The following is a 21,681-nucleotide window of genomic DNA, read 5'->3' on the forward strand; positions in this document are numbered from 1 at the left end:
TTAGCGTCTTTCAAATGTGAAATATATTATTTGTTTCATTCTAAATGTGAAACAGGAGCGTCATTACAGTCTGAAATGTGAATTGTCACCTGCCGTTCTCACCTCTCAACGGGAAACGGCCGGTTTTGGTCCCAGGGGAGGCGCAGGCGGCGACGGGGCCTTGACGCCCTGCCTCTCCAGGGCACGCTCCCCGGTCGAGGCAATCGCGGCGATGTTGCGCAGCCGGACGGAGCCGGTGCGCAACCCGTTTCTCAGCTTCTCGTCGCCCCGGCTGCCGCGAAGCGCCCGCGAGAACGCAGGACGCTTCGGGTTCTTTCGTCAGACGACGAAGAAATCCTTGTAGGTGAGGGTAAGGCCCTTCGACAGCTTGGCGAACTCGACCGCCTGGCCGCTTCCCGACCCGTCGGCATCGTAAGAGAGAATGCCCGTCTTCTTGTCATAGATCAGGTAATCGTCCTTCTCGCGCGCCTTGCTGCCGACCGTGAAGAATTCCTTGTTGAGCTGAACGGGACTGGATGCGCTTCCTTTGCCCAGCTTCTTGAAGATCGCGTTGTCGAGCCAGAAACTGTCGTATTTCGGGTTGAAATCCCTGACCGTGTCGAAATTCACGCTGCGATCCGTGCGGGCATTGCCGAGCCTCGTATCGAACACGAAGATGTCCCGCCCCGAATTTCCGTACAGTATGTCGTTGCCGGCGCCGCCGTGAATCCGGTCGTCTCCTAATCCGCCATAGATCCGGTCCTGTCCTGAATCGCCGTAGACGCGGTCGCTGCCGGCGCCGCCATCGATGCTGTCGTTGCCCGATCCGCCCGACAGGATGTCGTTTTCGCCCTGGCCATAGAGCCGGTCATGTCCGGATCCGCCATAGACCCGGTCGTCACCGGATCCTCCATAGACCCAGTCGTTGCCGTTGTCGCCGTAGACCCGGTCGTTTCCGGTGTCGCCATACACCTTGTCGTTGCCGTCGCCGCCATAGAGAGAGTCGTTGCCGCCGCGGCCGGTGATCACGTCGTTCCCGCCCATTCCCTTGGTGACGTTAATGCTGTCGCTGCCGGTGAGCGTCTCCGAGCGCGACGTGCCCGTGCGGGTTACGATCTGATCGACCTGATTGACCGGGATCGGCTCCCAGACATCGCCGACGAGGCGTCCATCCGAGAATTGCAGGATCTCGACATTCAGCAGGGTGTCGGTGCCCTGCGAGCCATGGGCGACGGTTCGGCTGTCGAGGCTTCCGCTGATCGTGTAATCGGCCCGCTTGCCCGAGAACACGGCGGTATCCGTGTCCGCGCCGCCGTCCAGCGTGTCGTTGCCGAGGCCGCCGGTCAACGTATCGTTGCCGCCATAGCCGAAGAGCTTGTTGCCCACGCCATTGCCGATGATGACGTTGTTGAGGTCGTTGCCCGCGCCGACAACGGCCACACCCTGCAGAACAAGGTTCTCGACAAACTGGCTGAGCGTGTAGGCGATGGAGCTGTAGACCGTGTCGTTCCCGCCGCCGCTGCCTTCGACGACCACGTCGCCGGTATGGTTCACGTAATACGTGTCGTTGCCCGCGCCGCCCGTCATGAGGTCCGCGCCGCCCTGGCCGTCCAGGATGTTGTTGCCGGAATTGCCCGTCAGGACATTGGCCGACGCGTTGCCGGCGGCGTTGAGATGAGCCGAGCCGAGCAGGGTCAGGTTCTCGACCTGGGACGGCAGGACATAGCTGACCGAGCTGAAAACGGTGTCGATACCGCCGGCGCCGCCGTTCAGCTTCTCGACGACGATATCGCCCGCGGAATCCACGTAATAGGTATCGTTGCCGTCGCCGCCATCCAGGCTGTCATTGCCTCCCGCGCCGTCGAGCGTGTCCTCGCCCGCGCCGCCCTTGAGGGTATTGGAGCCGGAATTGCCGGTGATGGCGTTGTTCAGATCGTTGCCCGTGCCGTTGAGATTGGCCGTCCCGGTCAGAGTCAGGTTCTCGATATTCGCCCCGAGGGTGAACTTGACGGATGAGAATACATGGTCGGCGCCCTGGCCGGCCTGTTCGATCACCACATCGCCCGTATGGTTCACGGTGTAGGTGTCGTTGCCGTCGAAGCCTCTCATTTCGTCTGCCCCGGCGGTTCCCTTGATCGGGTCGCTCAAGCCTCCCAGCCTGTCGTCGCCGTTGGTTCCCATCACGGGGTTCAATAGCCCGGGAATGGAGATGAAGCCCGTGTCCGTCCCATAGATGGTGTTGCTGAAGACGACGGTTCGCGTCGGGCCCCCGTCATCGTTTGTGGGTTCCTCGCGGATGCCCCAGCGGGCGTTGATGAAGCCGTCCGAATAGATGAAACTATCGGTGATCACCGTGTCCGTCGCGTAATAGGTCAGCCCCGTCACGGGATCAAAGCGCAGGCGGATGTTGATCTCGTCGTAGAGATTGTCGGCCTCCTGCGAGTTGTTGTAGATGCGGCTGTCCTGGATCGTCGTGAAGGCGGACCCTTCGATCCGGATGCCTTGGCGCTGATTGCCGTACACATCGACGTCGGAAACGAGAACGTATTCTGAGAGCTTGACGAGAACGCCTTCCTTGCCGTTGTTGTAATAGGAGCCGCCGATGATCTGGATTCCGGAGACCCACGGAATGGTCGTCGAGCCATCGGGCGCAATGTCGCCGCGCTGGATCGTGATGCCTGCGCCGCCTGACAATTCTCCGTTGGCCATGTAACGGAAGCCGTTGTCATAGGCTTCGTTGTTCAGCAGGATGAGGTTCTGCGTGGCGTTCTGAATGTTGAAGCCGTGACGGTCGTTGTCGTAGGAGACGTTGTTCTCGTAAAGACCGCCGCGGACGGCATCCGCCACGAATCCGTCGAGCCCGTTATTGTGCGCGACCGAGTTCCTCACGATCATGTTGTAGGTCACTTCATGCGGGTTGATCCCGTATGCCGTGAAGTTTTTCGCCTCGACGCCGTCGATCGTGATGTTCGTCTGGGTCCGGTTGGTGCCGTCCTCCTTGATGCCGCAGATGAACCCGGCCTGATGGCCGATATTGTTGGCGCGGTTGCCGTCGAGGACGAGATTGGAGACGGTGACGTTCTCGACCGTATCCAGCGCCGTTCGCACGAGGCCGTTGATCCGGCCGTTGAAGTTGTCTTCGAGCTTGATGACCGTGTCATGCGCGCCGGAGCCTGTCAGATGGATGCCGGACGGCAACTCGATCGCGCCCGCAGATGCATTGTTCTTGTCGCCCGTCACCACCCAGGTTCCCGCGCCGAGCTGGACCGTCACCTGCGCTTTGTTCGGGTCCGCCATATACGCCTGATAGGCTTGCGCGACGGCGGCCTTGATCCTCGCGACGTTGTCCGCAGCGCTGGCCGAAGGGTTCTCGAGAACAATGGTCGTCATTCCTCATATCCTTATGCCGCGAAGATCTGCCGAGGCGGTTCGAGCGCGAGCGTCGCCGTCACCGGAGCGCTCTCCGATGTGGGAGTGAGATGTCTGTTGCCGGTGTATGTCGCCGCCGGGCGGCTTCTTCAGAATTGCCTCGAAGGCAGGCTACCCACTCGGGGCATCGAGACGGAGTTGGTATCCGTCTCGGAGGAGGTGATGAGCATAGGGTCGTTTTCCTTTGCGGTAGATGCCGGTCTGCTCAAAATTAAATAGGCTTTTTGCGAAGGATCGAAACGGATCTATTTTATAAAGGCCGTGCAATTTCGAGTTAATGACTTCGATTGAATGTTTATGGCTAATGCTGTTGAAGTATAGTCTCTACCTCAAAGGGATTGAAGCCTTTCCTATCGAGCACAGTTATGTATGGTCACGCTTTGCCTGCGGGCGGCCTTCACTTGATGAGATCGAAAAGCCGCCCGGAATATTGGGTGATGAGAATCAGCAGGATGATGCCGAAGAACCACATCCAGGAACCGCGCCGTTCCCGGGGCGCAGCGCCGGGAGAAGGTTGTGGCGAAGGTTCTGCATGGTGAGATGACAGCACGGGCTTGGGGGGAGAGGGCAGGCGCTCGATCAACTCGGCCGAGGCGGCGGGAATACTGCCTGCAGCTCCGATGAACCGGTAGCTCACGGGGATCCCGCCGACGAAGCCGACCTCCGCCGGCTGAATCGTGGCCTCGTGGAGAACCCACCAATATTCCTTGCGATCGTCCATTTGGCACCCTTCCAAGTCTCGAAGGCTATCCTAGCATCTATGGAGGCTGGCTTGATCTCGAAATCCAGAGCCAATAGAGCCAGCATGAGAGAAAGTTGAGCGGGTTTTCAGGAGATTTCATGAACGTTCTCGTGACCGGTGGAGCTGGCTATATCGGCGGACACATGGTTCTGGCCCTGCTCGATGCAGGCCATCGGCCCATCGTGTTCGACAACCTGTCGACGGGCTTCCGCTGGTCGGTGCCGGAGGGCGTGCCGCTCGTGGTCGGCGATGTGGGCGATTACGAACTGGTGCTGCGGACCCTGCAATCCCACAAGATCGACGCCATCGCCCATTTCGCCGCCAAGCTCGTGGTGCCGGAATCCGTCGCCGATCCTTTGGGCTATTACCTCAACAACACCGTGAAAAGCCGGTCCCTCATGGCCGCGGCGGTCGCGGCGGGGGTCAAGAAATTCGTCTTCTCCTCGACGGCCGCCGTCTATGGCAACGCGTCCGACAAGCCGATCGGGGAGAGTGCGCCCCTCGAGCCCCTGTCTCCCTACGGCAGCTCCAAGCAGCTGACCGAGGTGATGCTGCGCGATGTGGCCGCAGCCCACGACATGCGCTACGTGGCCCTGCGATATTTCAACGTGGCGGGAGCGGATCCGGCCATGCGTCATGGCCAGTCGACGGCCAATGCCACCCACCTGATCAAGGTGGCGATCCAGACGGCGCTCGGGATGCGGTCCCACATGGAGGTCTTCGGCACTGATTACCCGACTCCGGACGGCACCTGCATTCGCGATTACATCCATGTGTCCGATCTGATCGCGGCGCATATGCTCGCCCTGAACCACCTCGACCAGGGAGGCCAGAGCCTCGTCATGAATTGCGGCTACGGGCACGGCTATTCCGTGTCCGAGGTCATCGATACGGTGCGGCGGGTTTCCGGCAAGCCCGTGGAGGCGCGCGTGGCGCCCCGCCGGGCGGGCGACCCGGTGACCATCGTGGCGGATTCGACCCTCATCCGCTCCCGGCTCGGGTGGGAGCCTCGGCTGGACGACCTCGCCACCATCGTCGAGCACAGCCTGCGCTGGGAAACCATGATGCGGGAGCGCAACCTGAAACTCTGAGATCGGTGGATTGCCGCCGCCCGCTAAGAACAGGTTAAGAACCTCTGCCTCAAATGCTCCTCCAGGCGCTGGGACGATTCCGTCCCGCCGCGACCGTGGAGGGCAGAGGCATGGGTGAGGCGAGGGGAGCGGGGGTCAACGGGATTCTGCTGCTGAACCGGCTGCTGCTGGCGGGCTGCTTTCTGCCGGCCGCCCTGGGCCGGGTCACGAATATCTCGGGCTTTGCGGCCGCGTTGACCCTGAAGGGCGTTCCCTACGGGGATGTGGTGGCGACCCTGATCGTCGTGGCGGAGGTGTTCGGCCCCCTGGCCCTGATCCTCGGCCTTGCGCCGCGCCTGAGCGCTTCCGCCCTGATAGTCGCGCTGGTGGTGGCGACCGGAACCCTGCATCGCTTCTGGGAGTATGGCGGTCTGACCCGGCAGGCCGAGCAGGCCGTGTTCCTGTCCCATCTCGGCGTTCTCGCCGGACTGCTCTTCTATGCCCTCATGGGTCCGGGTGCATGGAGCTGGCAGGCCTGGTGGAGAGGTTTGAACGGCCAGGCAAAGCCCGCCAAGGGCAGGAAGCGGCAGCCATCCCGCCCCCGCACCCCTAAGCCCAGGCCTGCGCCCGTCCGCCAGGCTGTGGAGGAGGACGACCTCGCGGATGCTGCCTGAAGCGCGCCCCTGGACACGACTCGCTTTCGCCGCCAAGGTCCCGCCTTCATTCAGCCTCTAATCGCGGCGATAAGGCCTTGATCGACTGTGCTTTTCCTCACGGTCCTTCGTGTCTTTCCAGCTTAACCTTGGCGTCATGCTTCATTCGTCCTCGCGTTGCATTCTCGGTCTTGCCGTTGCCCTTGCCTTCGCATCTCCGGCCGCCGCACAGCCCTCCGACCCGCTGACCCGGTTTCTTGACGGCATCTTCAAGAAGCCTGAGGCTCCCCCTGTGAGCGCGCCCCAGGCCGAGCCTCAGGCCGAGCCTGCTCCGCCTGCCGCCGCGCGGCCTGTCCCGCCCAAGGCCCAGCCTCAAACCCAGCCCAGACCCGCGGCCCAGAAGCCGCAGGCTCCGGCATCGCAACGTGAGGCCCAGCCCCGGCCGAAGCCGCAGCCGCCCAAAGCCGCTCCCGAAAAGGTGGAAGCCCGCCCCGCGGCGCCGGAGCCTCAAAAGCCCGTGGCCCCGCCCGTCCAGGCGGCCGAGCCACCGAAGCCTGCCGCACCCGCTCCGGCCAAGACCGCCGAGCCGCCGAAGCCTGCCCGGGCCACGCCTGCTCCGTCCGCGCCGGCTCCGACATCGGTGGCGGCCCCCTCGACAGCGCCCACGCCGACATCGCCGCCCGGCCCGAAATCCCCCGAGGAGGCCCTCGATCGGGTGAACGGCTATTTCAACAGCATCGATCAGCTGTCGGCCTATTTCACGCAGAAGAGCCCCAACGGCCAACAGATGGAGGGCACGCTCTCCATGCGCCGCCCGGGCCAGTTCCACTTCGCCTATGCTCCGCCGAGCACGCTCGAAGTGGTCTCCGACGGCCGTAACGTGGCGATCCGCGACAAGAAGCTCGGCACCAACGATGTCTATCCGGTCGGCCAGACGCCCCTGAAGTTCCTCGTGCAGGACGATATCGACCTGTCGCGGGACACCAAGGTCCGCGACGTCCAGGTGGGCCGCGACGGGATCGTGACCGTCCGCTTCGACGACAGCGCGACCCTCGGCGGCACCTCGAAGATCACCCTGCGCTTCGACAGCCGAGCCAATGCCCTGCGGCAATGGACCATCGTCGATGCCCAGGGCTACGAGACCACCGTCTCCCTCTCGGGACTGAACGTGACATATCGCCGGGATGTGAAGGCCGGGCAGTAAAGCAAGTCTGTTCGGGTGGACAGCGCGGGCTTTTATGCTCTAGAGCATTTTCGGCGAAGTGGTCCGGTTCGCCGTTCAAAAATGCGGCATGGCAAAGACGAGAGCCGATTTCACATCCGTGAAAGCGGCTCGAGGGCTTAGCGAGCCCGCGATTCCGGTCTGAAGCACGTCCGGTCGCCGGTGCGGTCCGCAACCGGAAGCCCTTGGCAGGTGAGCATGGTCGATAAAGCAGCCCTTGAAGCCTATGCCGGTTACGTCCTCGAGGATGCGACCATCCCCGAGCTGCCGAACCATTACCGCGGCAAGGTGCGCGACAATTACGACCTGCCGGACGGACGCCGCATCATCATCGCCTCCGACCGCCTGAGCGCCTTTGACCGCAATCTCGCGGCCATCCCGCTCAAGGGCCAGGTGCTGACGCAGACGGCGAAGTTCTGGTTCGAGGCGACGGCGGATATCTGCCCCAACCACGTGATCGAGTATCCCGATCCGAACGTTCTGGTGGGCCGGAAGCTCACCATTCTTCCGGTCGAGATCGTTGTGCGCGACTATCTCGCAGGGACGACGGGCACCTCGATCCTCTCCCTCTACAAGGCGGGACAGCGGGAGATGTACGGCATGCGCCTGCCCGACGGCATGCGCGACAACGAGAAGCTGCCGCAGACCGTCATCACGCCGACGACCAAGGCCTTCGACGGCGGCCACGACGAGCCGCTCACCGCGCAGGAGATCGTCGCGCGCGGCCTTCTCAGCGCCGCGCAATGGCAGACGGTTTCCGATTACGCCCTGGCGCTTTTCGCCAAGGGCAGGGAGATGGCCCGCGAGCGCGGACTCATCCTCGTCGACACGAAATACGAATTCGGTATCGACGAGAGCGGAAAGATCATGATCGCCGACGAGATCCACACGCCGGACAGCAGCCGGTACTGGTTCCTGGAGAGCTACCGGCAGCGCTTCGAGGCGGGGGAGCGGCCCGAGAGCTTCGATAAGGACTTCGTCCGCACCTGGGTCGTCGCCCGCTGCGATCCCTACAAGGATCCGATCCCCGAGATCCCGCAGGACGTGGTGCTCGAGACCTCGCGCATCTATATCGACGCCTTCGAGCGCATCACGGGCCAGGCTTTCGCCTTGCCCGATCCGGGCGTGCCGGTGCTTGAGCGGGTTCGCAGGAATCTGAAGGCCTATTTCTGAGGCCGGTTGACGATCCGGGCGCGCATCCGTATCTTGCACACCATGATCACCGGTCGCACCAACTTCACGAACTATTATACGCCGTCCCTATAGGGCGGCTCCGTTCGGTTGCGACCAGACGTTCGATGCCGCCGCTCTCCGGCGGCATCTTCATTAGGGTGATCAGGTCTCCGGGCAGCGGCAAAGCCCAGGAGACAGACAATGAACACCCCACGATCCGAATTTCTCAAGACGCTCGCTGCGCGCGGGTTCCTTCACCAATGCACCGATCCGGCGGCCCTCGACGAGAGGCTCTCGGCCGGGCCGGTTGCGGCCTACATTGGTTTCGACGCCACAGCGGACAGTCTCCACGTGGGCAGTCTCGTGCAGATCATGGCCCTGCGTTGGCTCCAGAAATGCGGCCACAAGCCCGTCGTGCTCATCGGCGGCGGCACCACGCAGATCGGCGATCCGAGCTTCCGCGATGCGAGCAGGCCCCTGCTGGACGGCGAGCAGATCGCCAGGAATGCCGCGGGGCTCAAGCAGGTCTTCTCGCGCTACCTGACCTTCGGCGACGGGCCGACGGATGCGGTGATGGTGGACAATTCCGAATGGCTCGACCCGCTGCGCTACCTGCCTTTCCTGCGCGAGTTCGGCTCGCATTTCACGATCAACCGGATGCTGAGCTTCGACAGCGTACGACAGCGCCTGGAGCGCGAGCAGCCTCTCACCCTGCTCGAGTTCAACTACATGGTTCTCCAGGCTTTCGACTTCCTGGAACTCTCGCGCCGGCACGGATGCGTGCTGCAGATGGGCGGCTCGGATCAATGGGGCAACATCGTCAACGGAATCGAGCTTGCCCGACGCATCGATCAGCGCCAGCTCTTCGGATTGACGACGCCGCTCCTGACCACCTCCGCCGGGGCGAAGATGGGCAAGACCGCGGGCGGAGCCGTCTGGCTCAATGCGGAGCGCCTCGGTCCTTACGAGTTCTGGCAGTTCTGGCGCAACACCGAGGACGACGATGTGGGGCGGTTCCTGCGTCTCTTCACCGAACTGCCGCTCGACGAGGTGCAGCGGCTGAGCCAGCTGAAGGGCGCCGAGATCAACGAGGCGAAGCAGATCCTGGCGACCGAGGCGACGCGGCTCGCCCATGGCGACGAGGCCGCGCGCGAGGCCGCCGACACGGCCCGCCGTGCTTTCGAGGGAGGCGAGAACGCCAAGGGACTTCCCAGCGTGGCGTTGCCCCGCTCGGAGCTCGACGCCGGCGTGAGCGTCGCGCAGCTTTTCGTTCTCGCAGGCCTTTCAGCCTCCAGGAGCGAGGTGCGCCGTCTGGTCCTCAACAGCGGCGCGAGGCTCAACGGGGAGGTCGTGCAGGATGCGGATTGCCATGTCACCGCCGCCGATCTCACCGATGGCTCCTTGAAGCTGACCGCGGGCAGGAAGCGCCATGTTCTGGTCCATGTGAGCGATTGACGCTTACGGAGGAGCGGCGGCCTGAGGCAGGCCGCCGTTCAGCTCCGGCGAGCGGGCGTCGAGAAAGGACCTTATCGTTCTTGCGACGCTGCCGGACCGCTCGACCGGCAGCATGTGGGTTTCGTTCTCGAACAGCTTGAGCTGTGCGGAAGGAATGGCGCGTGCCGTCTCTTGCATCGCATCGATATCGAAGAACGGATCCCTCGTGCCGCCGACGATGAGCGTCGGCGCCAGGATGCGGGCGAGCCATGAGGGGTCGCTGCCGAAGTTCTCTCCGGCAACGGCGTTCAAGCCGCGAATGATCGTCGCGGGATCGTTCATCGTCTCGTGCAGCCGGTGGCGCTCCTTCCGGAATCGGAGGCGCAGAAGCCAGTTGAGCCAGGGGCGACGGAAGACGAGGCCGAATTCGTTCAGGAATCTCTCGAAGTCCCCTTGCCATGCATATTCGATCTGGCGGTCGATGCGGCGTCGTCCTTCGGGCGAGAAGCGGTGCGCGCTCACCAACAGGATCAGTGTCTTGACGGTTTCGGGATGCTCCGCTGCAAGCCTTGCAGCGACAAAACCCCCGAAGGAGATGCCCATTACGGTTGCCGGGCCGATCTCATCGCGCAGGATCCGCGATATGTCTTCCACGATGCCGGCAATGCTGTAGCCGGGAGGAGGCGAGGGCTCGTAGCCCAGGATGTAGACGGCACGGTCGCGCGGCACGAGACGGGCGATGCGCTTGGCATCTCGATGCGCGCGCGCCATCGTCGGACGCCTGACGAAAGCCTGCCCACCGTTGATCACGACGATGGGGTTCGCGCCTGAACCTGTTTTCACATAAGGGATCTTGTTCAGGAAAAGTCCTGATTGAAGGTCTGACATGACGGATATTCGATATCGGTAGCAGCCGCGCGTCGGTCTTTAAAGAATGGCGGAAAACAGCTGCGGATGTCGATGAAGATCTGCCCGTAAGCTTTTCGCTCCGGAGACGAGCGAGAGGCTCTGCGTCAACCCTGCGGGTGAAGCAGCATGAAGGGCAGGAATAAAGCCGGCGGACACTGGAAGAGTGGCGACGGCAGGCGGGCCGGATCGTGTTCCTAATCTGTGCAGGTTTTGCCGTCAATCCCTCGGCGAAGGAACACGTCCCTCGCCGTTTCACTCTATGCGAAGCCTGCCTTCCGCGCCCATGCTGAATGGCGCGAGGCTCAACGGGGAGGTCGTGCAGGATGCGGATTGCCATGTCACCGCCGCCGATCTTACCGAGGGAGCCTTGAAGCTGACTGCCGGCAAGAAGCGTCATGTTCTGGTGCAGGTGGGCGATTGAGGCACGGCCGGTGAGAGACGGATGATTTCTGCGCCTCTCACCAGTTCGTTAATGGCTGCGCTCAGGCGGCGAAGGAAACCGTCGGCAGAGTCTCGATCGCGGGACGGGCGAACAGGAAACCCTGGAACAGGTTGATGCCGGCGCTTTTCAAGGTCGCAAGCTCCGCCTCCGTCTCGACGCCTTCTGCGATGATCGTGATGTCGAGCGAGCGGGCGATCACCAGGATGCCGGCAAGGATGGCCTGACGGGCTGCGGATCCGGCAATGCCGCGGATGAGCTCCATGTCGATCTTGATAAGGTCGGTCTGGAAGTTGGCGAGAAGGTTCAGCCCTGCATGGCCTGCGCCGAAATCGTCGATGGCCGTGATGAAGCCGAGGCGCCTGTATTCCCTGATGATCCTGGCGACGTGCTTCGTGTCCGCCACGCGCTCGTTCTCGGTGAACTCGAACATGATCCGTTTCATGTCGAAGCCGACGCGGCGTGCTGTTTCGAGGGATGTCCTGATGCAGGCAGCCGGCTCATAAACGGCGTTTGGCATGAAGTTGATGGAGAGCCTGGTATCCTCGCTTGCCGGAAAGAGGCGGCCTGCCAGTTCGATGGCCTTCACCCGGCAGGCCTGGTCGAACTTGTACTGCCGCTCCTCATCCACCTGGCGCAGGATGTCCCCCGCTGACTCGCCCCTGGTGCCGCGCACGAGCGCCTCGTAGCCCCAGACGACCCCTCGCGTGAGATCGATGATCGGGTGGAAGGCCATCGTGAAGTCGAACGGGAGCGGTGCGCTGTCCCGGCATCCCTGACATCCTGACGTCGTCTCTCTCACAGGCGCTTCCATGTAGTTATGAAGAATTGGCAGGCCAGTATGAGCATTATGTCTTGCGATTGCCCTAATGTGACCAAAGGGAAAGATTCGCGAGACCTGCATTGCGGCGTCAGGCCGTGCGGCGTGGGGAGCGCTCATCGTCCGCCTTGTGCCTGTCCCAGGGCCATCGTCCTTCGATCTCGACCTCCAAGGAGAAGCTCAGGAAGGTTCGGATCAGGATGATGCCGCCGAGGATGAAAAGGCTCTGAAGGGTCGGCTCGATGGCGACCGTATTGATGATGTCGGCGGCGACCAGAAACTCCAGCCCGAGCAGGATGGCGCGCCCCAGGTTCGAGCGATAGAGATTGAAGGCGTCGGATCCGGGCCGTCCCCGGAGCACCTGCCAGAGCACGGCGATCGTCGATCCCATGAGTCCGAGGACGATGACGGCGATCCCGCCGACCTCGATGGCGCGCGTTACCAGCTTCAACGCCGACGGGAACCAATCGTCCATGGAAGCTCCTGTGCTTGCACCATGAACACTGATTCATAGGACAGGCGCCCGAAGACTCCAGGGCACGAAACGGGAAGGCCGGAAGGATATGAAAGAAAAAGGGCCGGCCAGCGGCCAGCCCTTCCGTTATGCCGGCGATCCGGCGGATCAGTAGGCGGCGGACACCCGCGTGTCGTCCTCCACGTCGAAGAGGCGCTGGCCCTGCAGCACGACCACGGGCGAGCCGACCGGAACGCGGTTATAGAGGTCGATAATGTCCTGATTGAACAGGCGGATGCAGCCGCTCGAGACGGATTGTCCGATGGACCAGGGCTCCGACGTGCCGTGGATACGGTACATGGTATCACGACCGCCGTCGTAGAGGTAAAGGGCGCGCGGGCCGAGAGGATTGTCCAGGCCTCCTGCCATGCCGCCGGCCCACTTGGCGTTGCGCTCCGGCTCGCGTTTGATCATGGCGGCGGTCGGCGTCCAGCGGGGCCACTCCGCCTTGCGGCCCACCCGGGCGCGGCCGCTCCAGGCAAGTCCTTCCTTGCCGACGCCGATGCCGTAGCGGATCGCCCGGCCGCCTTCGCGGACGAGATAGAGATAGCGCGAAGCCGTATCGACCACGATAGTGCCGGGCTCCTCGCGGCCGTAATAGGCGACTTCGCGGCGCAGGAAACGCGGATCGACTTCGGAGATATCGGTAGCCGGGAGCGGATGCGCCTCGTCCGGGCGCGGCCCGTACATGGCGGCATAGGCGGGGTCGATGCGGCGCGCGGCCTGTTGCGGCGGGGGTTGAGTGGTCACGCACGCCGCCAGCGCCACGGGAAGAAGCAACGCGAAGAGGCGGACGGCTTTATGCAACAAGGATGGGCTCGGGGCCTGCGCAGCAAACATCAGTGGGGAACCTGCAGTTTCTCGTTTTTGCTTGTCCACCAGCCGTCAGGCCGGTGATAGTAGTCTCGAAGAGACATAGTCCCGGTCGTGACGACAAGGTGGATCTTGCATGGCCAAAATGTGGCAGAGGGCTGCTGTGGTTTGCAAGACACAGTCTGTTGATCATGCCGATCCAATCCGGCCCTGAGGCGTTAATCTCTTCGAGAGATTCGATCAGGTTTTTCCTCCCCTTGCGCCCTCGAACGAGTGTTGTCGATGCAGTCCCCCTCCATACAGATGCTCACGATCTGCGGCATCTCTGAATTGCCGGACCAGCGGGAGCGGTCCGTCACCCATGTCCTGTCCATTCTCGATCCGGACCATCCCGATCCGGAGGCCTTCGGCGCTTACGACCCTCACCACCGCACGATTCTGCGCTTTCACGACATCATCCAGCCGATACCGGGCATGATCCTGCCCGAGCCGGAGCATGTGGAGGCCGTCCTGCGCTTCGGCGAGGACGTGGCGCGCAGCCGCGAGGCGCAGATGCAAGGGCACCTGCTCGTCCATTGCCACATGGGCGTCTCGCGCTCGACCGCCGCGATGCTGACGCTGATGGCGCAGACCCATCCTGAGGAGAGCGAGGACAGCCTGTTCGAGCGGCTTGCTGAGATCCGGCCTCAGGCCTGGCCGAATTCTCGCATGATCGCATTCGCGGACGATATTCTGTCACGCAAGGGGCGGCTCACGGATGCGCTGCGCCGACATTACCGCCGCCAGCTTCAGCGCATTCCGCGATACGAGCAGCTCATGCACGATCTCGGCCGAAGCCGCGAGGTGGAGATGGCGGCCTGAAGACGACGCCGATTGTCTTGACCGTCGAGGTGCTGAGGATATTCTGCCCCTGTCGAAAAAGGCGGACCGGTTTGGTTAGCCCGGTCGTTTCCTGCGGGAGGCTCTGGCTGGTGCCCATGCACCAAGTCCCATGACGTGAAGCCTGGCGCATCGTGCTCCAGGCAACTCAGGGACATGACATATGCAACATCAGATTTCCGTCATCACTCTAGGCGTGAGAGACCTCGCGCGCTCGCGGCGCTTCTATGCCGAAGGCTTCGGCTGGAAGCCTGTCTTCGAGAACGAAGAAATCATCTTCTACCAAATGAACGGATTTGTGCTCGGCACATGGCTGCACCAGGCTCTCGCCGAAGACATGCAGCGCGAGAACCTGGCCGCACGGGGCGCTTATTCCCTCGCGCATAATGTCGCTTTACGGGAAGACGTGCAGGCGGTGATGGACCTGCTTTCGCGCTTCGGAGGCCGCATCTTGAGACCGGCCGACGCACCGCCTCACGGAGGCTTCCGCGGCTATGTCGCCGATCCCGACGATCATGCGTGGGAGATCGCCTGGAATCCCGCCTGGTCGATCAGTGCCGAGGGGCATGTGACGTTCGGCTTGTAAGAGACTTCGCGTCCGCCGCTTCCCGGCGGCGGACGCGAGATCGTTCACGCCTTCCCCAGAGCGCCGAACCTTGCATCCGCCTTGGCGTGAACGGGCAGGGGATCGTGGCTTGCGAGTTCCTCCAGGATCGGACAATGGGGGCGTGAATCCCCGCAGCAATGGTCCGCGAGATGTTTCAAGGTCGAGGCCATCTCCTGCAGTTCCCGGATCTTGCGCTCGAGCAGACCAACATGTTCGAGCGCAATCGCCTTCACGTCCTTGCTGGCCCGCTCGCGATCCTGCCAGAGCGAGACGAGATCGGCGATCTGCTCGACCGAAAATCCCAGGTCCCGCGCGCGGCGGACGAAGCGCAAGGTATGCACGTCGTGATCCGAATAGACCCGGTAGCCGGATTCCGTCCGTACGGTCTTGGGGATCAGGCCGATGGATTCGTAATAGCGGATCATCTTGGAGGAGACGCCAGAGGCGGCGGCTGCTTGTCCGATGTTCATGCGGCACCTTCGACGGTTCGAGCGGCAGGGGAGGCGGGTTGCACCGATGCGACGGGAGCTTTGAAGCGGCGAAGCCTCAAGGCATTGCCGAGGACGAAGACGCTGGAGAGCGCCATGGCGCCCGCCGCGACGATGGGCGAGAGCAAGGTGCCGTCGACCGGATACAGCACGCCCGCGGCGACCGGGATCAGCAGCACGTTGTAGGCGAAGGCCCAGAACAGGTTCTGGCGGATGTTGCGGATCGTCGCCTTGGACAGGGCTATGGCGTTCACCACGCCGCGCACGTCGCCGGACATGAGCACCACGTCCGCGCTCTCGATGGCGATGTCCGTTCCGGTGCCGATGGCGATGCCGATATCGGCCTCCGCCAGAGCGGGCGCATCGTTGATGCCGTCGCCGACGAAGGCGATCCTGCCGTGCTCCTCGCGCAGGCGCTTCACCACTGTGACCTTGCCGTCGGGCAGGACCTCGGCCACCACCTCGTCGATGCCGATCTGGCGCGCAATCGCCTCGGCCGTCTTCCGGTTGTCGCCGGTGATCATCGCGACCCTCAGCCCAAGGGCGTGCAGGGCGGCGATGGCTTCGGGCGTCGAAGGCTTGACCGGGTCCGCGACGGCGATGATGGCGGCAAGCCTACCGTCGATGGCCGCGTAGAGCGGGCTCTTGCCCTCCGTGCCGAGGCGTGCGGCCGTTTCGGAGAACCCGGCGATGGAGAGACCGAGCTTCGTCATGAAGCGGTCGGCGCCCACATCGACCCGTCGTCCCTCGACCGTGGCCGAGACGCCGAAGCCCGGCACGGCCTCGAAACCGTCGGTGGAGGGCAGGGCAAGGCCCCGCCGCTCGGCGGCTGCGACGATGGCCTGTGCGATCGGATGTTCGGAACGGCCTTCCACGGAGGCGACGAGGCGCAGGGTCTCTTCGTCGTCGAAGCCGGATGCCGTCACGAAATCCGTCAGGTCCGGGCGGCCCTGGGTCAGCGTGCCCGTCTTGTCGAGGGCGACGACGCCGATCTCCTTCAGGCTCTGCAAGGCTTCGCCCTGGCGGAAGAGAACGCCGAGCTCCGCCGCCCGGCCCGTGCCGACCATGATCGAGGTCGGGGTGGCAAGGCCCATGGCGCAGGGGCAGGCGATGATCAGTACGGCCACCGCATTAACGAGCGCGAAGGTCAGCGCCGGTTCGGGCCCGAAGACGAGCCAGACCAGGAAGGTGAGGGCCGCCGCCGCCATCACGGCCGGCACGAACCAGGCCGTCACCTTGTCGACCAGGGCCTGGATCGGCAGTTTCGAGCCCTGGGCCTGCTCGACCATGCGGATGATCTGGGCCAGCACCGTGTCGGCGCCGATGCGGGTCGCGCGGAAGCTGAAGCTGCCGGTCTTGTTGATGGTGCCGCCCACGACCTCGCACCCCTGGGCCTTCTGCACCGGCACCGGCTCGCCGGTGATCATGGACTCGTCCACGAAGGAGGAGCCTTCGACCACCTCGCCGTCGACCGGTATCTTCTCGCCGGGACGGACCTGGACGATATCGCCGGCGAGAACCTGATCGAGGGGGATTTCCAGCGCCTCGCCGTTCCGCAGCACGCGGGCGGTCTTGGCCTGAAGGCCTATCAGCCGCTTGATGGCCTCCGATGTGCGCCCCTTTGCCTTGGCTTCGAGGTAGCGGCCGAGCAGGATCAGGGTCACGATGACGGCGGCCGCCTCGAAATAGACGTTCTCCGTTCCTGCGGGCAGGACGCCGGGCAGGAAGGTGGCGACCACCGAATAGGCATAGGCGGCGCTCGTGCCCAGCGCGACGAGGGAGTTCATGTCCGGCGACCGGCGGACCAGGGCGGGAACGCCGTGCCGGAAGAAGCGCAGGCCCGGCCCGAACAGCACGAGGGTGGTGAGCGCGAATTGCAGGTACCAGCTCGTCCTGTGGCCGAGGGTTCCCATGACCCAGTCGTGAACCGCCGGAATGAAATGGGAGCCCATTTCAAGGACGAATACGGGAAGGGTGAGAAGGGCGGCGATCAGGAGCGAGCGCTGAAGGCCCGCGATCTCCGCCTCCCGGGCGGCGCGTTCCCGGTCGGCCTGGTCGCCGTCCTGGCGGATAGCCTTGGCCCCGTAGCCCGTTTGATCGACGGCTTCGATCAAGCGCCCTTCCATGCCGGGTCCGCCCAGATAACGGACCGAGGCCCGCTCGGTGGCGAGGTTGACCGAGGCGTCCAGCACCCCGGGGACGCGCTTGAGCGCCTTCTCGACCCGGTTCACGCAGGAGGCGCAGGTCATCCCTTCGATCTTCAACTCGATCGCGCTCTCGGACGGCTCGTAGCCCGCAGCCCGGATGGCCTCGGCGATCGCCACGGGATTCGCGGACGCGGGGGCGAATTCCACATGCGCCCGCTCGGTGGCGAGGTTGACGTTGGCGGTCGTGACGCCCTCAACGGAGCGGATCGCCTTCTCGACGCGCCCCACGCAGGAGGCGCAGCTCATTCCCTCGATGGGAATGTCGATCATGTCGGAACGGGTAAGCTTGCCGGTGTCCATGATAGATCTCCTGAACCTTATATAGGAGACGTGTGTAATCCTTCCAATCATGGGAAGGTCAAGCGGCTTTCCGAACCCTTCGGGAACAGGTCGCGATCCGGCTGTCCGGAGGCGGAATGCGTTGGAACCGAGCCGGAACCTGTGTCATTGATCCGACACGTTTGCCCAATAGGCCGCGCTGTCGCGACTATCCGCTTGTGCTGATGGATGCGCTGTTTTTACCTGTAACGAACGAATTGAGCCGGTATCGACCCTTGAAGCACAGCGAGAAACAAGGACGCTCCCTTCGCATCCTGACCTATAACGTCCACCGCTGGCTCGGCACGGATCGGCAGATTTCGCCGGGCCGGATCGCAGAGGTGATCGCATCCTGCGATCCGGACGTGGTGGCGTTGCAGGAAGTGCGTGTCGGCCGCGTGAGGGCGGGCGAGATCGATCAGGCGGCGGCCGTTGCCTCGACCCTCGGCATGGATCTTCATTTCCAGCCGACGATCCGCATTCTGGGGGAGCAGTACGGCATCGCCGTCCTTAGCCGGCACTCTTCGCGCCTGATCCGCTCCGAGCGGCTGCCGACGCAATCGGCCAAACCTTCCTTCGAGAAGCGCAGCGCTCTCTGGGTCGCGGTCGAGGTCGATGGCCAGACGATTCAGGTCGTCAATGCGCATCTCTCTCTCCGTTCGGGCGAGAGGCGGACGCAGGCGGCCGCTCTCGTCGGGCCGGACTGGATGGGGCATCCGGATTGCGCCGATCCCGCCGTGCTGCTGGGCGATTTCAATGCCCCACCTTATTCGCGCTCCTACCGGATGCTCGCGAACCGGTTGAGGGATGCTCAGCTCTCGAACTCCCATGGCGAGCCTCAGCCCACCTTTCATACGCGGGCCCCCGTCCTGCGCCTCGACCACGTCTTCGTGACGAAATCCATCGAGGTTCTTGATGCCGGGCCCGTGAGGAACCGGCTCACGAGAATCGCTTCGGACCATTTCCCGCTCCTGGCTGAGCTGCGCGTCCGCAAACGGGCGAAGGCGAGCATCGAGGGGCATGCGCGGGAAGGCGAGCTTCTCTGATTTCTGGCCTCAATGGAAACTCTATATCAAATAGTTGTAGGCGCCTTGAAACCGCCATCTAGGCCCGTACAAATACTATTATGTTACATTGTAAGATAATGGTGCCGGAAGTCCGGACGGCCAGTCGAGGGAGCGCTATGCGGCTGTACTACACTCCCGGAGTTTGTTCCCTTGCGCCCCGTATCATTGCCTGCGAGGCCGGCCTGGAGATCGAGTACGACAAGGTCGACCTGAAAACCCAGACCACGGCTTCCGGGCGCGATTTCGTCAGGATCAATCCCAAGGGCTATGTTCCGGCCCTGGCTCTGCGCAGCGGCGACATCCTGACCGAAGTTCCGGTCATTCTCGAATACCTGGCCGATCAGGTCCCAAACAGCAGGCTGCTTCCCAGGCTCGGCTCTCTGGAGCGCTACAGGGCCAAGGAATGGCTCGATTTCACCGGCGCGGAGCTTCACAAGGGGTTCGATCCCCTCTGGAGCGCTCCCATGCCGCCAAAGGCGCGGCAGCTCGCCGTGCTCCATCTGCAGCGCCGGTTCAGCTATCTCGACCAGTGCCTGAGGGACCGGCCCTATCTCGCAGGTCAGCACTTCACGGTGGCGGATGCGTATTGCTTCACCGTGCTGAGCTGGGCCCGCTTTCACAGGATCGACCTGTCGGACCATCCCGCCGTCACGGACTACATGGCCCGCGTGGCGGCGCGCCCCAGGGTGAAGCAGGCGCTGGAGGCCGAGGGCCTGCTGGCCCCCGTCTGAGCCCGGCTGAGGCGTCAAAGCCCTTGCCAGAGGCAAGCAAGGCGGCTAGGCACCCGTTGCCATGCTTCCTGTTTCCGTCTTCATCATTGCCAAGAACGAGGCTGATCGGATCGGCGCGACCATCCGCGCCATTCGCGGCCTGACGGACGATCTGGTGGTCGTGGATTCGGGTTCGACGGACGGAACCCAGGCGGTCGCCGAGGAGCTCGGCGCCTGGGTGATCTACAATCCCTGGCCGGGCTACGGTCCCCAGAAGCGTTTCGCCGAGGATCAGTGCCGCCACGAATGGCTCCTCAACCTCGATGCGGACGAGGAGGTCTCGCCGGATCTGCTGGCCGAGATCCGGGCGCTCTTCGCCAAGGGGGAGCCGCCCTGCCAGGCCTATGGCATCCGCATCGCCGAGACCTATCCGGGAGAGGCCGCTCCGCATCCTCTGGCCTACAGAATCGCGCCGGTCCGCCTCTACCGCAGGGATGCCGGGCGCTACTCCTCCTCCCTCGTTCACGACCGGGTCGATCTGAAGCCGGGCACCAGGGTCGGCAAGCTCAAGGGGCTCGTGCACCACCGTTCCGTGCGCTCGCTGGGCGACCAGCTCGCCAAGCTGAACAGCTATGCCGACCAGCAGGCCGTCGACCTGGAGGTGAGGGGGGTCTCGATCCCCACCTGGCGGGTTTACTTCGAGTTTCCCGCCGCCTTCCTGAAGGCCTATTTCGGCCGCCTGCATTTCCTGCGCGGGACCTATGGCTTCCTGATCGCCATGAATTACGCCACCTGGCGTCATCTGCGGCTTGCCAAGCACTACGAGCGCAAGCGCCTGAACGCCCTGACCAAGACCAATGCCGGGGCGCAGAGCCCCGTCCTGTCTCCGGATCGCGTCAAAGAGCGGCGATAACCTGGATTTCGAGCTTGTACTCGGGATCGGCGAGCCTGGATTCGACGCAGGCCCGCGCGGGGGCCTGTCCCGGCAGGACCCATGCGTCCCAGACGGCATTCATCTCGTCGTAGGACGCCATATCGGCCAGCCAGATCGTCGCGTGAAGGAGCTTTGACTTGTCGCTGCCGATGTCGGCCAGCGACTGCTCGATCTGCGCGAGCACGTCCCGCGTCTGCTCCGTGACCGAGAGGCCCAGGGACGTCTCGGGCACATAGCCCGAGAAATAGGCCATATCGCCGGCGATGACGAGGTCGCTGTAGCGTGCAGCGACGCCGATCCGCTCAATGTCCGTCATGATTGCATTCCGCTCATACGATGCGTTCGTTCGTCTCCTAGCGCATCGTGCGGAAAAGCGGATCCGGTTTTCGTCATCACGGATAGAACGTCCAAAGGAGATTTTCGCTGAGCTCCTTCAGGGCCTCGACCGCATCGGGTCTTTCGCGCGCGACGGCCGTGATGATGGCGTCGGCAAGGGCGAAGGTCGCGGAGGGGGGAATTCGGCAGCAGCCTGTTGCGGGCCGGAGCGAACAGGGTCATGTCCGCGATGGGCACAAGGGGCGAGGAAGGCGAATCGGTGAGCGCGAGCACCATTGCGTTGCGCTTCTTGGCGAGATTGGCGAGGTCCACGGTGCCGCGCGAATAACGCGGGACGGAGATGGCGAGCACGAGATCGTCCGGGCCCACCGACATGATGTGCCGGAGCGCATGCTCCGGCCCTCCGCCGGAAGACGCGAAGATCACATTGGCATCGAGATAAAGCGCGAGGCCCTCCTCGAGATAGCCCGCCACGTGATGGCTCGCGCCGGAGCCGACGATGAAGATGCGGTGGGCCTTCAGGAGAGCTTCGATGGCCCGCGTGCAGACATTCTCGTCGATGGCCGTGATCGTCTCCTGAAGATTGGCGGCCTGGTCCTTGAGCGCCGTGATCAGGGTCGAGACGGCGGTGCTCTCCGTTGCACGGGCGTCCGCGAGGCTGTCGACAGGCGCCATGGCGACCTTCAGGGCCGCCGAGAGCGCGCCGCGGAATTCTCCGTAGCCGGAATAGCCGAGGGCGCGCACGAAGCGCGTGACCGTCGCCGTCGAGGTGCGGCTGCGGTCGGCAAGTCCCTCGATCGTCATCGTTGCCGTATCGAGAGGATTCTGAAGCACGAAATCCGCCGCCCTGCGGTGCGCGCCGCTGAGCGAGGGATAGACGAGGGCGATCCGGTTCGCGAGGTCCGTCGTCGGCTTCAGGGCCTGTGACATCGGCTCTC

General features: G+C 63.6%; 21 protein-coding genes. 11 read left to right on the forward strand and 10 right to left on the reverse strand.

Going from position 1 to position 21,681, the window contains the following annotated elements:
• Positions 1-318 precede the first annotated feature (318 nt).
• Together L879_RS23005 and L879_RS0118510 are read right to left on the reverse strand one after the other, a co-directional pair.
• Entirely contained in the window at positions 319-3,369 is a 3,051-nt protein-coding gene (locus L879_RS23005; RefSeq protein WP_027317392.1) for a right-handed parallel beta-helix repeat-containing protein, read from the reverse strand.
• A 436-nt stretch (positions 3,370-3,805) separates the two neighbouring features.
• The gene (locus L879_RS0118510) at positions 3,806-4,129 is read right to left on the reverse strand and encodes a hypothetical protein (protein WP_027317393.1); all 324 of its coding nucleotides are present in this window, start codon (positions 4,127-4,129) and stop codon (positions 3,806-3,808) included.
• Between the two features lie 119 nt (positions 4,130-4,248).
• On the opposite strand from L879_RS0118510, the gene galE reads away from it, so the two are divergent.
• From galE to tyrS, 5 genes are all read left to right on the forward strand, one after another.
• Entirely contained in the window at positions 4,249-5,241 is a 993-nt protein-coding gene (gene galE, locus L879_RS0118515) for a UDP-glucose 4-epimerase GalE (RefSeq protein ID WP_027317394.1), read from the forward strand.
• Positions 5,242-5,351: 110 nt separating this feature from the next.
• Positions 5,352-5,894, forward strand: a complete 543-nt coding sequence (locus tag L879_RS22315; protein WP_051435436.1) for a DoxX family protein — start codon at positions 5,352-5,354, stop codon at positions 5,892-5,894.
• A gap of 136 nt (positions 5,895-6,030) precedes the next feature.
• Positions 6,031-7,077 carry a LolA family protein gene (locus tag L879_RS23010; protein WP_051435437.1) on the forward strand — a complete coding sequence of 349 codons (1,047 nt, stop codon included), beginning with the start codon at positions 6,031-6,033 and terminating at the stop codon, positions 7,075-7,077.
• A gap of 216 nt (positions 7,078-7,293) precedes the next feature.
• Positions 7,294-8,268: a phosphoribosylaminoimidazolesuccinocarboxamide synthase gene (locus L879_RS0118530; protein WP_027317395.1), complete on the forward strand. Its 975-nt coding sequence runs from the start codon at positions 7,294-7,296 to the stop codon at positions 8,266-8,268.
• Between the two features lie 201 nt (positions 8,269-8,469).
• Positions 8,470-9,723, forward strand: a complete 1,254-nt coding sequence (gene tyrS, locus L879_RS0118535) for a tyrosine--tRNA ligase (protein ID WP_027317396.1) — start codon at positions 8,470-8,472, stop codon at positions 9,721-9,723.
• 3 nt (positions 9,724-9,726) lie between these two features.
• Here tyrS and L879_RS22325 read toward each other — a convergent pair whose 3' ends face one another.
• A complete protein-coding gene (locus L879_RS22325; protein ID WP_161634685.1) occupies positions 9,727-10,545 on the reverse strand; it encodes an alpha/beta fold hydrolase in 819 nt (272 codons plus the stop codon).
• A gap of 325 nt (positions 10,546-10,870) precedes the next feature.
• Between L879_RS22325 and L879_RS23810 the strand changes: the two genes are divergently transcribed.
• Positions 10,871-11,032 carry a hypothetical protein gene (locus tag L879_RS23810; RefSeq protein WP_154664268.1) on the forward strand — a complete coding sequence of 54 codons (162 nt, stop codon included), beginning with the start codon at positions 10,871-10,873 and terminating at the stop codon, positions 11,030-11,032.
• A 61-nt stretch (positions 11,033-11,093) separates the two neighbouring features.
• Here the strand turns inward: L879_RS23810 and L879_RS0118550 are convergent, their stop codons facing one another.
• The 3 genes from L879_RS0118550 to L879_RS0118560 form a co-directional block, all read right to left on the reverse strand.
• A complete protein-coding gene (locus L879_RS0118550) occupies positions 11,094-11,786 on the reverse strand; it encodes an EAL domain-containing protein (protein WP_245265277.1) in 693 nt (230 codons plus the stop codon).
• Positions 11,787-11,961: 175 nt separating this feature from the next.
• Positions 11,962-12,345 (reverse strand): DUF1622 domain-containing protein, encoded by a 384-nt coding sequence (locus L879_RS22330; RefSeq protein ID WP_035460173.1) that lies wholly within the window; start codon positions 12,343-12,345, stop codon positions 11,962-11,964.
• A gap of 147 nt (positions 12,346-12,492) precedes the next feature.
• Positions 12,493-13,224, reverse strand: coding sequence for a L,D-transpeptidase (locus tag L879_RS0118560; protein WP_051435439.1), 732 nt, complete (start codon positions 13,222-13,224; stop codon positions 12,493-12,495).
• 255 nt (positions 13,225-13,479) lie between these two features.
• Here L879_RS0118560 and L879_RS0118565 point away from each other — a divergent pair, with 255 nt between their 5' ends.
• Together L879_RS0118565 and L879_RS0118570 are read left to right on the forward strand one after the other, a co-directional pair.
• Positions 13,480-14,058 carry a tyrosine phosphatase family protein gene (locus L879_RS0118565; RefSeq protein WP_027317400.1) on the forward strand — a complete coding sequence of 193 codons (579 nt, stop codon included), beginning with the start codon at positions 13,480-13,482 and terminating at the stop codon, positions 14,056-14,058.
• 181 nt (positions 14,059-14,239) lie between these two features.
• Complete coding sequence (locus tag L879_RS0118570; protein ID WP_027317401.1) at positions 14,240-14,662, forward strand: VOC family protein; 423 nt, start codon at positions 14,240-14,242, stop codon at positions 14,660-14,662.
• Between the two features lie 44 nt (positions 14,663-14,706).
• On the opposite strand, the gene cueR is transcribed toward L879_RS0118570, so the two are convergent.
• Positions 14,707-15,153, reverse strand: a complete 447-nt coding sequence (cueR, locus tag L879_RS0118575) for a Cu(I)-responsive transcriptional regulator (RefSeq protein WP_027317402.1) — start codon at positions 15,151-15,153, stop codon at positions 14,707-14,709.
• Entirely contained in the window at positions 15,150-17,678 is a 2,529-nt protein-coding gene (locus L879_RS0118580) for a heavy metal translocating P-type ATPase (protein WP_027317403.1), read from the reverse strand. Before L879_RS0118580 ends, cueR begins: the two co-directional genes overlap by 4 nt.
• A gap of 254 nt (positions 17,679-17,932) precedes the next feature.
• Between L879_RS0118580 and L879_RS0118585 the strand changes: the two genes are divergently transcribed.
• The 3 genes from L879_RS0118585 to L879_RS22335 all read left to right on the forward strand — a co-directional run bounded on the left by L879_RS0118585 (position 17,933) and on the right by L879_RS22335 (position 20,386).
• The gene (locus L879_RS0118585; protein WP_027317404.1) at positions 17,933-18,742 is read left to right on the forward strand and encodes an endonuclease/exonuclease/phosphatase family protein; all 810 of its coding nucleotides are present in this window, start codon (positions 17,933-17,935) and stop codon (positions 18,740-18,742) included.
• A 137-nt stretch (positions 18,743-18,879) separates the two neighbouring features.
• Complete coding sequence (gene gstA, locus L879_RS0118590) at positions 18,880-19,494, forward strand: glutathione transferase GstA (RefSeq protein WP_027317405.1); 615 nt, start codon at positions 18,880-18,882, stop codon at positions 19,492-19,494.
• Positions 19,495-19,555: 61 nt separating this feature from the next.
• Positions 19,556-20,386 (forward strand): glycosyltransferase family 2 protein, encoded by an 831-nt coding sequence (locus tag L879_RS22335; RefSeq protein ID WP_051435440.1) that lies wholly within the window; start codon positions 19,556-19,558, stop codon positions 20,384-20,386.
• Here L879_RS22335 and L879_RS0118600 read toward each other — a convergent pair.
• Positions 20,370-20,723, reverse strand: coding sequence for a RidA family protein (locus L879_RS0118600; protein WP_027317406.1), 354 nt, complete (start codon positions 20,721-20,723; stop codon positions 20,370-20,372). The genes L879_RS22335 and L879_RS0118600 overlap by 17 nt on opposite strands.
• Positions 20,720-21,673 carry a MurR/RpiR family transcriptional regulator gene (locus tag L879_RS22340; protein WP_051435441.1) on the reverse strand — a complete coding sequence of 318 codons (954 nt, stop codon included), beginning with the start codon at positions 21,671-21,673 and terminating at the stop codon, positions 20,720-20,722. Before L879_RS22340 ends, L879_RS0118600 begins: the two co-directional genes overlap by 4 nt.
• Between the last annotated feature and the right edge of the window lie 8 nt (positions 21,674-21,681).

It is taken from the genome of Microvirga flocculans ATCC BAA-817, assembly GCF_000518665.1.
GTDB classification, from domain to species: domain Bacteria; phylum Pseudomonadota; class Alphaproteobacteria; order Rhizobiales; family Beijerinckiaceae; genus Microvirga; species Microvirga flocculans.

What these genes read in the sequence shown, in the direction of transcription:
- L879_RS23005 (WP_027317392.1), bottom strand. Translation starts at nt 3,369, where the DNA reads ATGACGACCATTGTTCTCGAGAACCCTTCGGCCAGCGCTGCGGACAAC.
- L879_RS0118510 (WP_027317393.1), bottom strand. Translation starts at nt 4,129, where the DNA reads ATGGACGATCGCAAGGAATATTGGTGGGTTCTCCACGAGGCCACGATT.
- galE (WP_027317394.1), top strand. Translation starts at nt 4,249, where the DNA reads ATGAACGTTCTCGTGACCGGTGGAGCTGGCTATATCGGCGGACACATG.
- L879_RS22315 (WP_051435436.1), top strand. Translation starts at nt 5,352, where the DNA reads ATGGGTGAGGCGAGGGGAGCGGGGGTCAACGGGATTCTGCTGCTGAAC.
- L879_RS23010 (WP_051435437.1), top strand. Translation starts at nt 6,031, where the DNA reads ATGCTTCATTCGTCCTCGCGTTGCATTCTCGGTCTTGCCGTTGCCCTT.
- L879_RS0118530 (WP_027317395.1), top strand. Translation starts at nt 7,294, where the DNA reads ATGGTCGATAAAGCAGCCCTTGAAGCCTATGCCGGTTACGTCCTCGAG.
- tyrS (WP_027317396.1), top strand. Translation starts at nt 8,470, where the DNA reads ATGAACACCCCACGATCCGAATTTCTCAAGACGCTCGCTGCGCGCGGG.
- L879_RS23810 (WP_154664268.1), top strand. Translation starts at nt 10,871, where the DNA reads ATGCGAAGCCTGCCTTCCGCGCCCATGCTGAATGGCGCGAGGCTCAAC.
- L879_RS0118550 (WP_245265277.1), bottom strand. Translation starts at nt 11,786, where the DNA reads ATGGCCTTCCACCCGATCATCGATCTCACGCGAGGGGTCGTCTGGGGC.
- L879_RS22330 (WP_035460173.1), bottom strand. Translation starts at nt 12,345, where the DNA reads ATGGACGATTGGTTCCCGTCGGCGTTGAAGCTGGTAACGCGCGCCATC.
- L879_RS0118560 (WP_051435439.1), bottom strand. Translation starts at nt 13,224, where the DNA reads ATGTTTGCTGCGCAGGCCCCGAGCCCATCCTTGTTGCATAAAGCCGTC.
- L879_RS0118565 (WP_027317400.1), top strand. Translation starts at nt 13,480, where the DNA reads ATGCAGTCCCCCTCCATACAGATGCTCACGATCTGCGGCATCTCTGAA.
- L879_RS0118570 (WP_027317401.1), top strand. Translation starts at nt 14,240, where the DNA reads ATGCAACATCAGATTTCCGTCATCACTCTAGGCGTGAGAGACCTCGCG.
- cueR (WP_027317402.1), bottom strand. Translation starts at nt 15,153, where the DNA reads ATGAACATCGGACAAGCAGCCGCCGCCTCTGGCGTCTCCTCCAAGATG.
- L879_RS0118580 (WP_027317403.1), bottom strand. Translation starts at nt 17,678, where the DNA reads ATGGACACCGGCAAGCTTACCCGTTCCGACATGATCGACATTCCCATC.
- gstA (WP_027317405.1), top strand. Translation starts at nt 18,880, where the DNA reads ATGCGGCTGTACTACACTCCCGGAGTTTGTTCCCTTGCGCCCCGTATC.
- L879_RS22335 (WP_051435440.1), top strand. Translation starts at nt 19,556, where the DNA reads ATGCTTCCTGTTTCCGTCTTCATCATTGCCAAGAACGAGGCTGATCGG.
- L879_RS0118600 (WP_027317406.1), bottom strand. Translation starts at nt 20,723, where the DNA reads ATGACGGACATTGAGCGGATCGGCGTCGCTGCACGCTACAGCGACCTC.
- L879_RS22340 (WP_051435441.1), bottom strand. Translation starts at nt 21,673, where the DNA reads ATGTCACAGGCCCTGAAGCCGACGACGGACCTCGCGAACCGGATCGCC.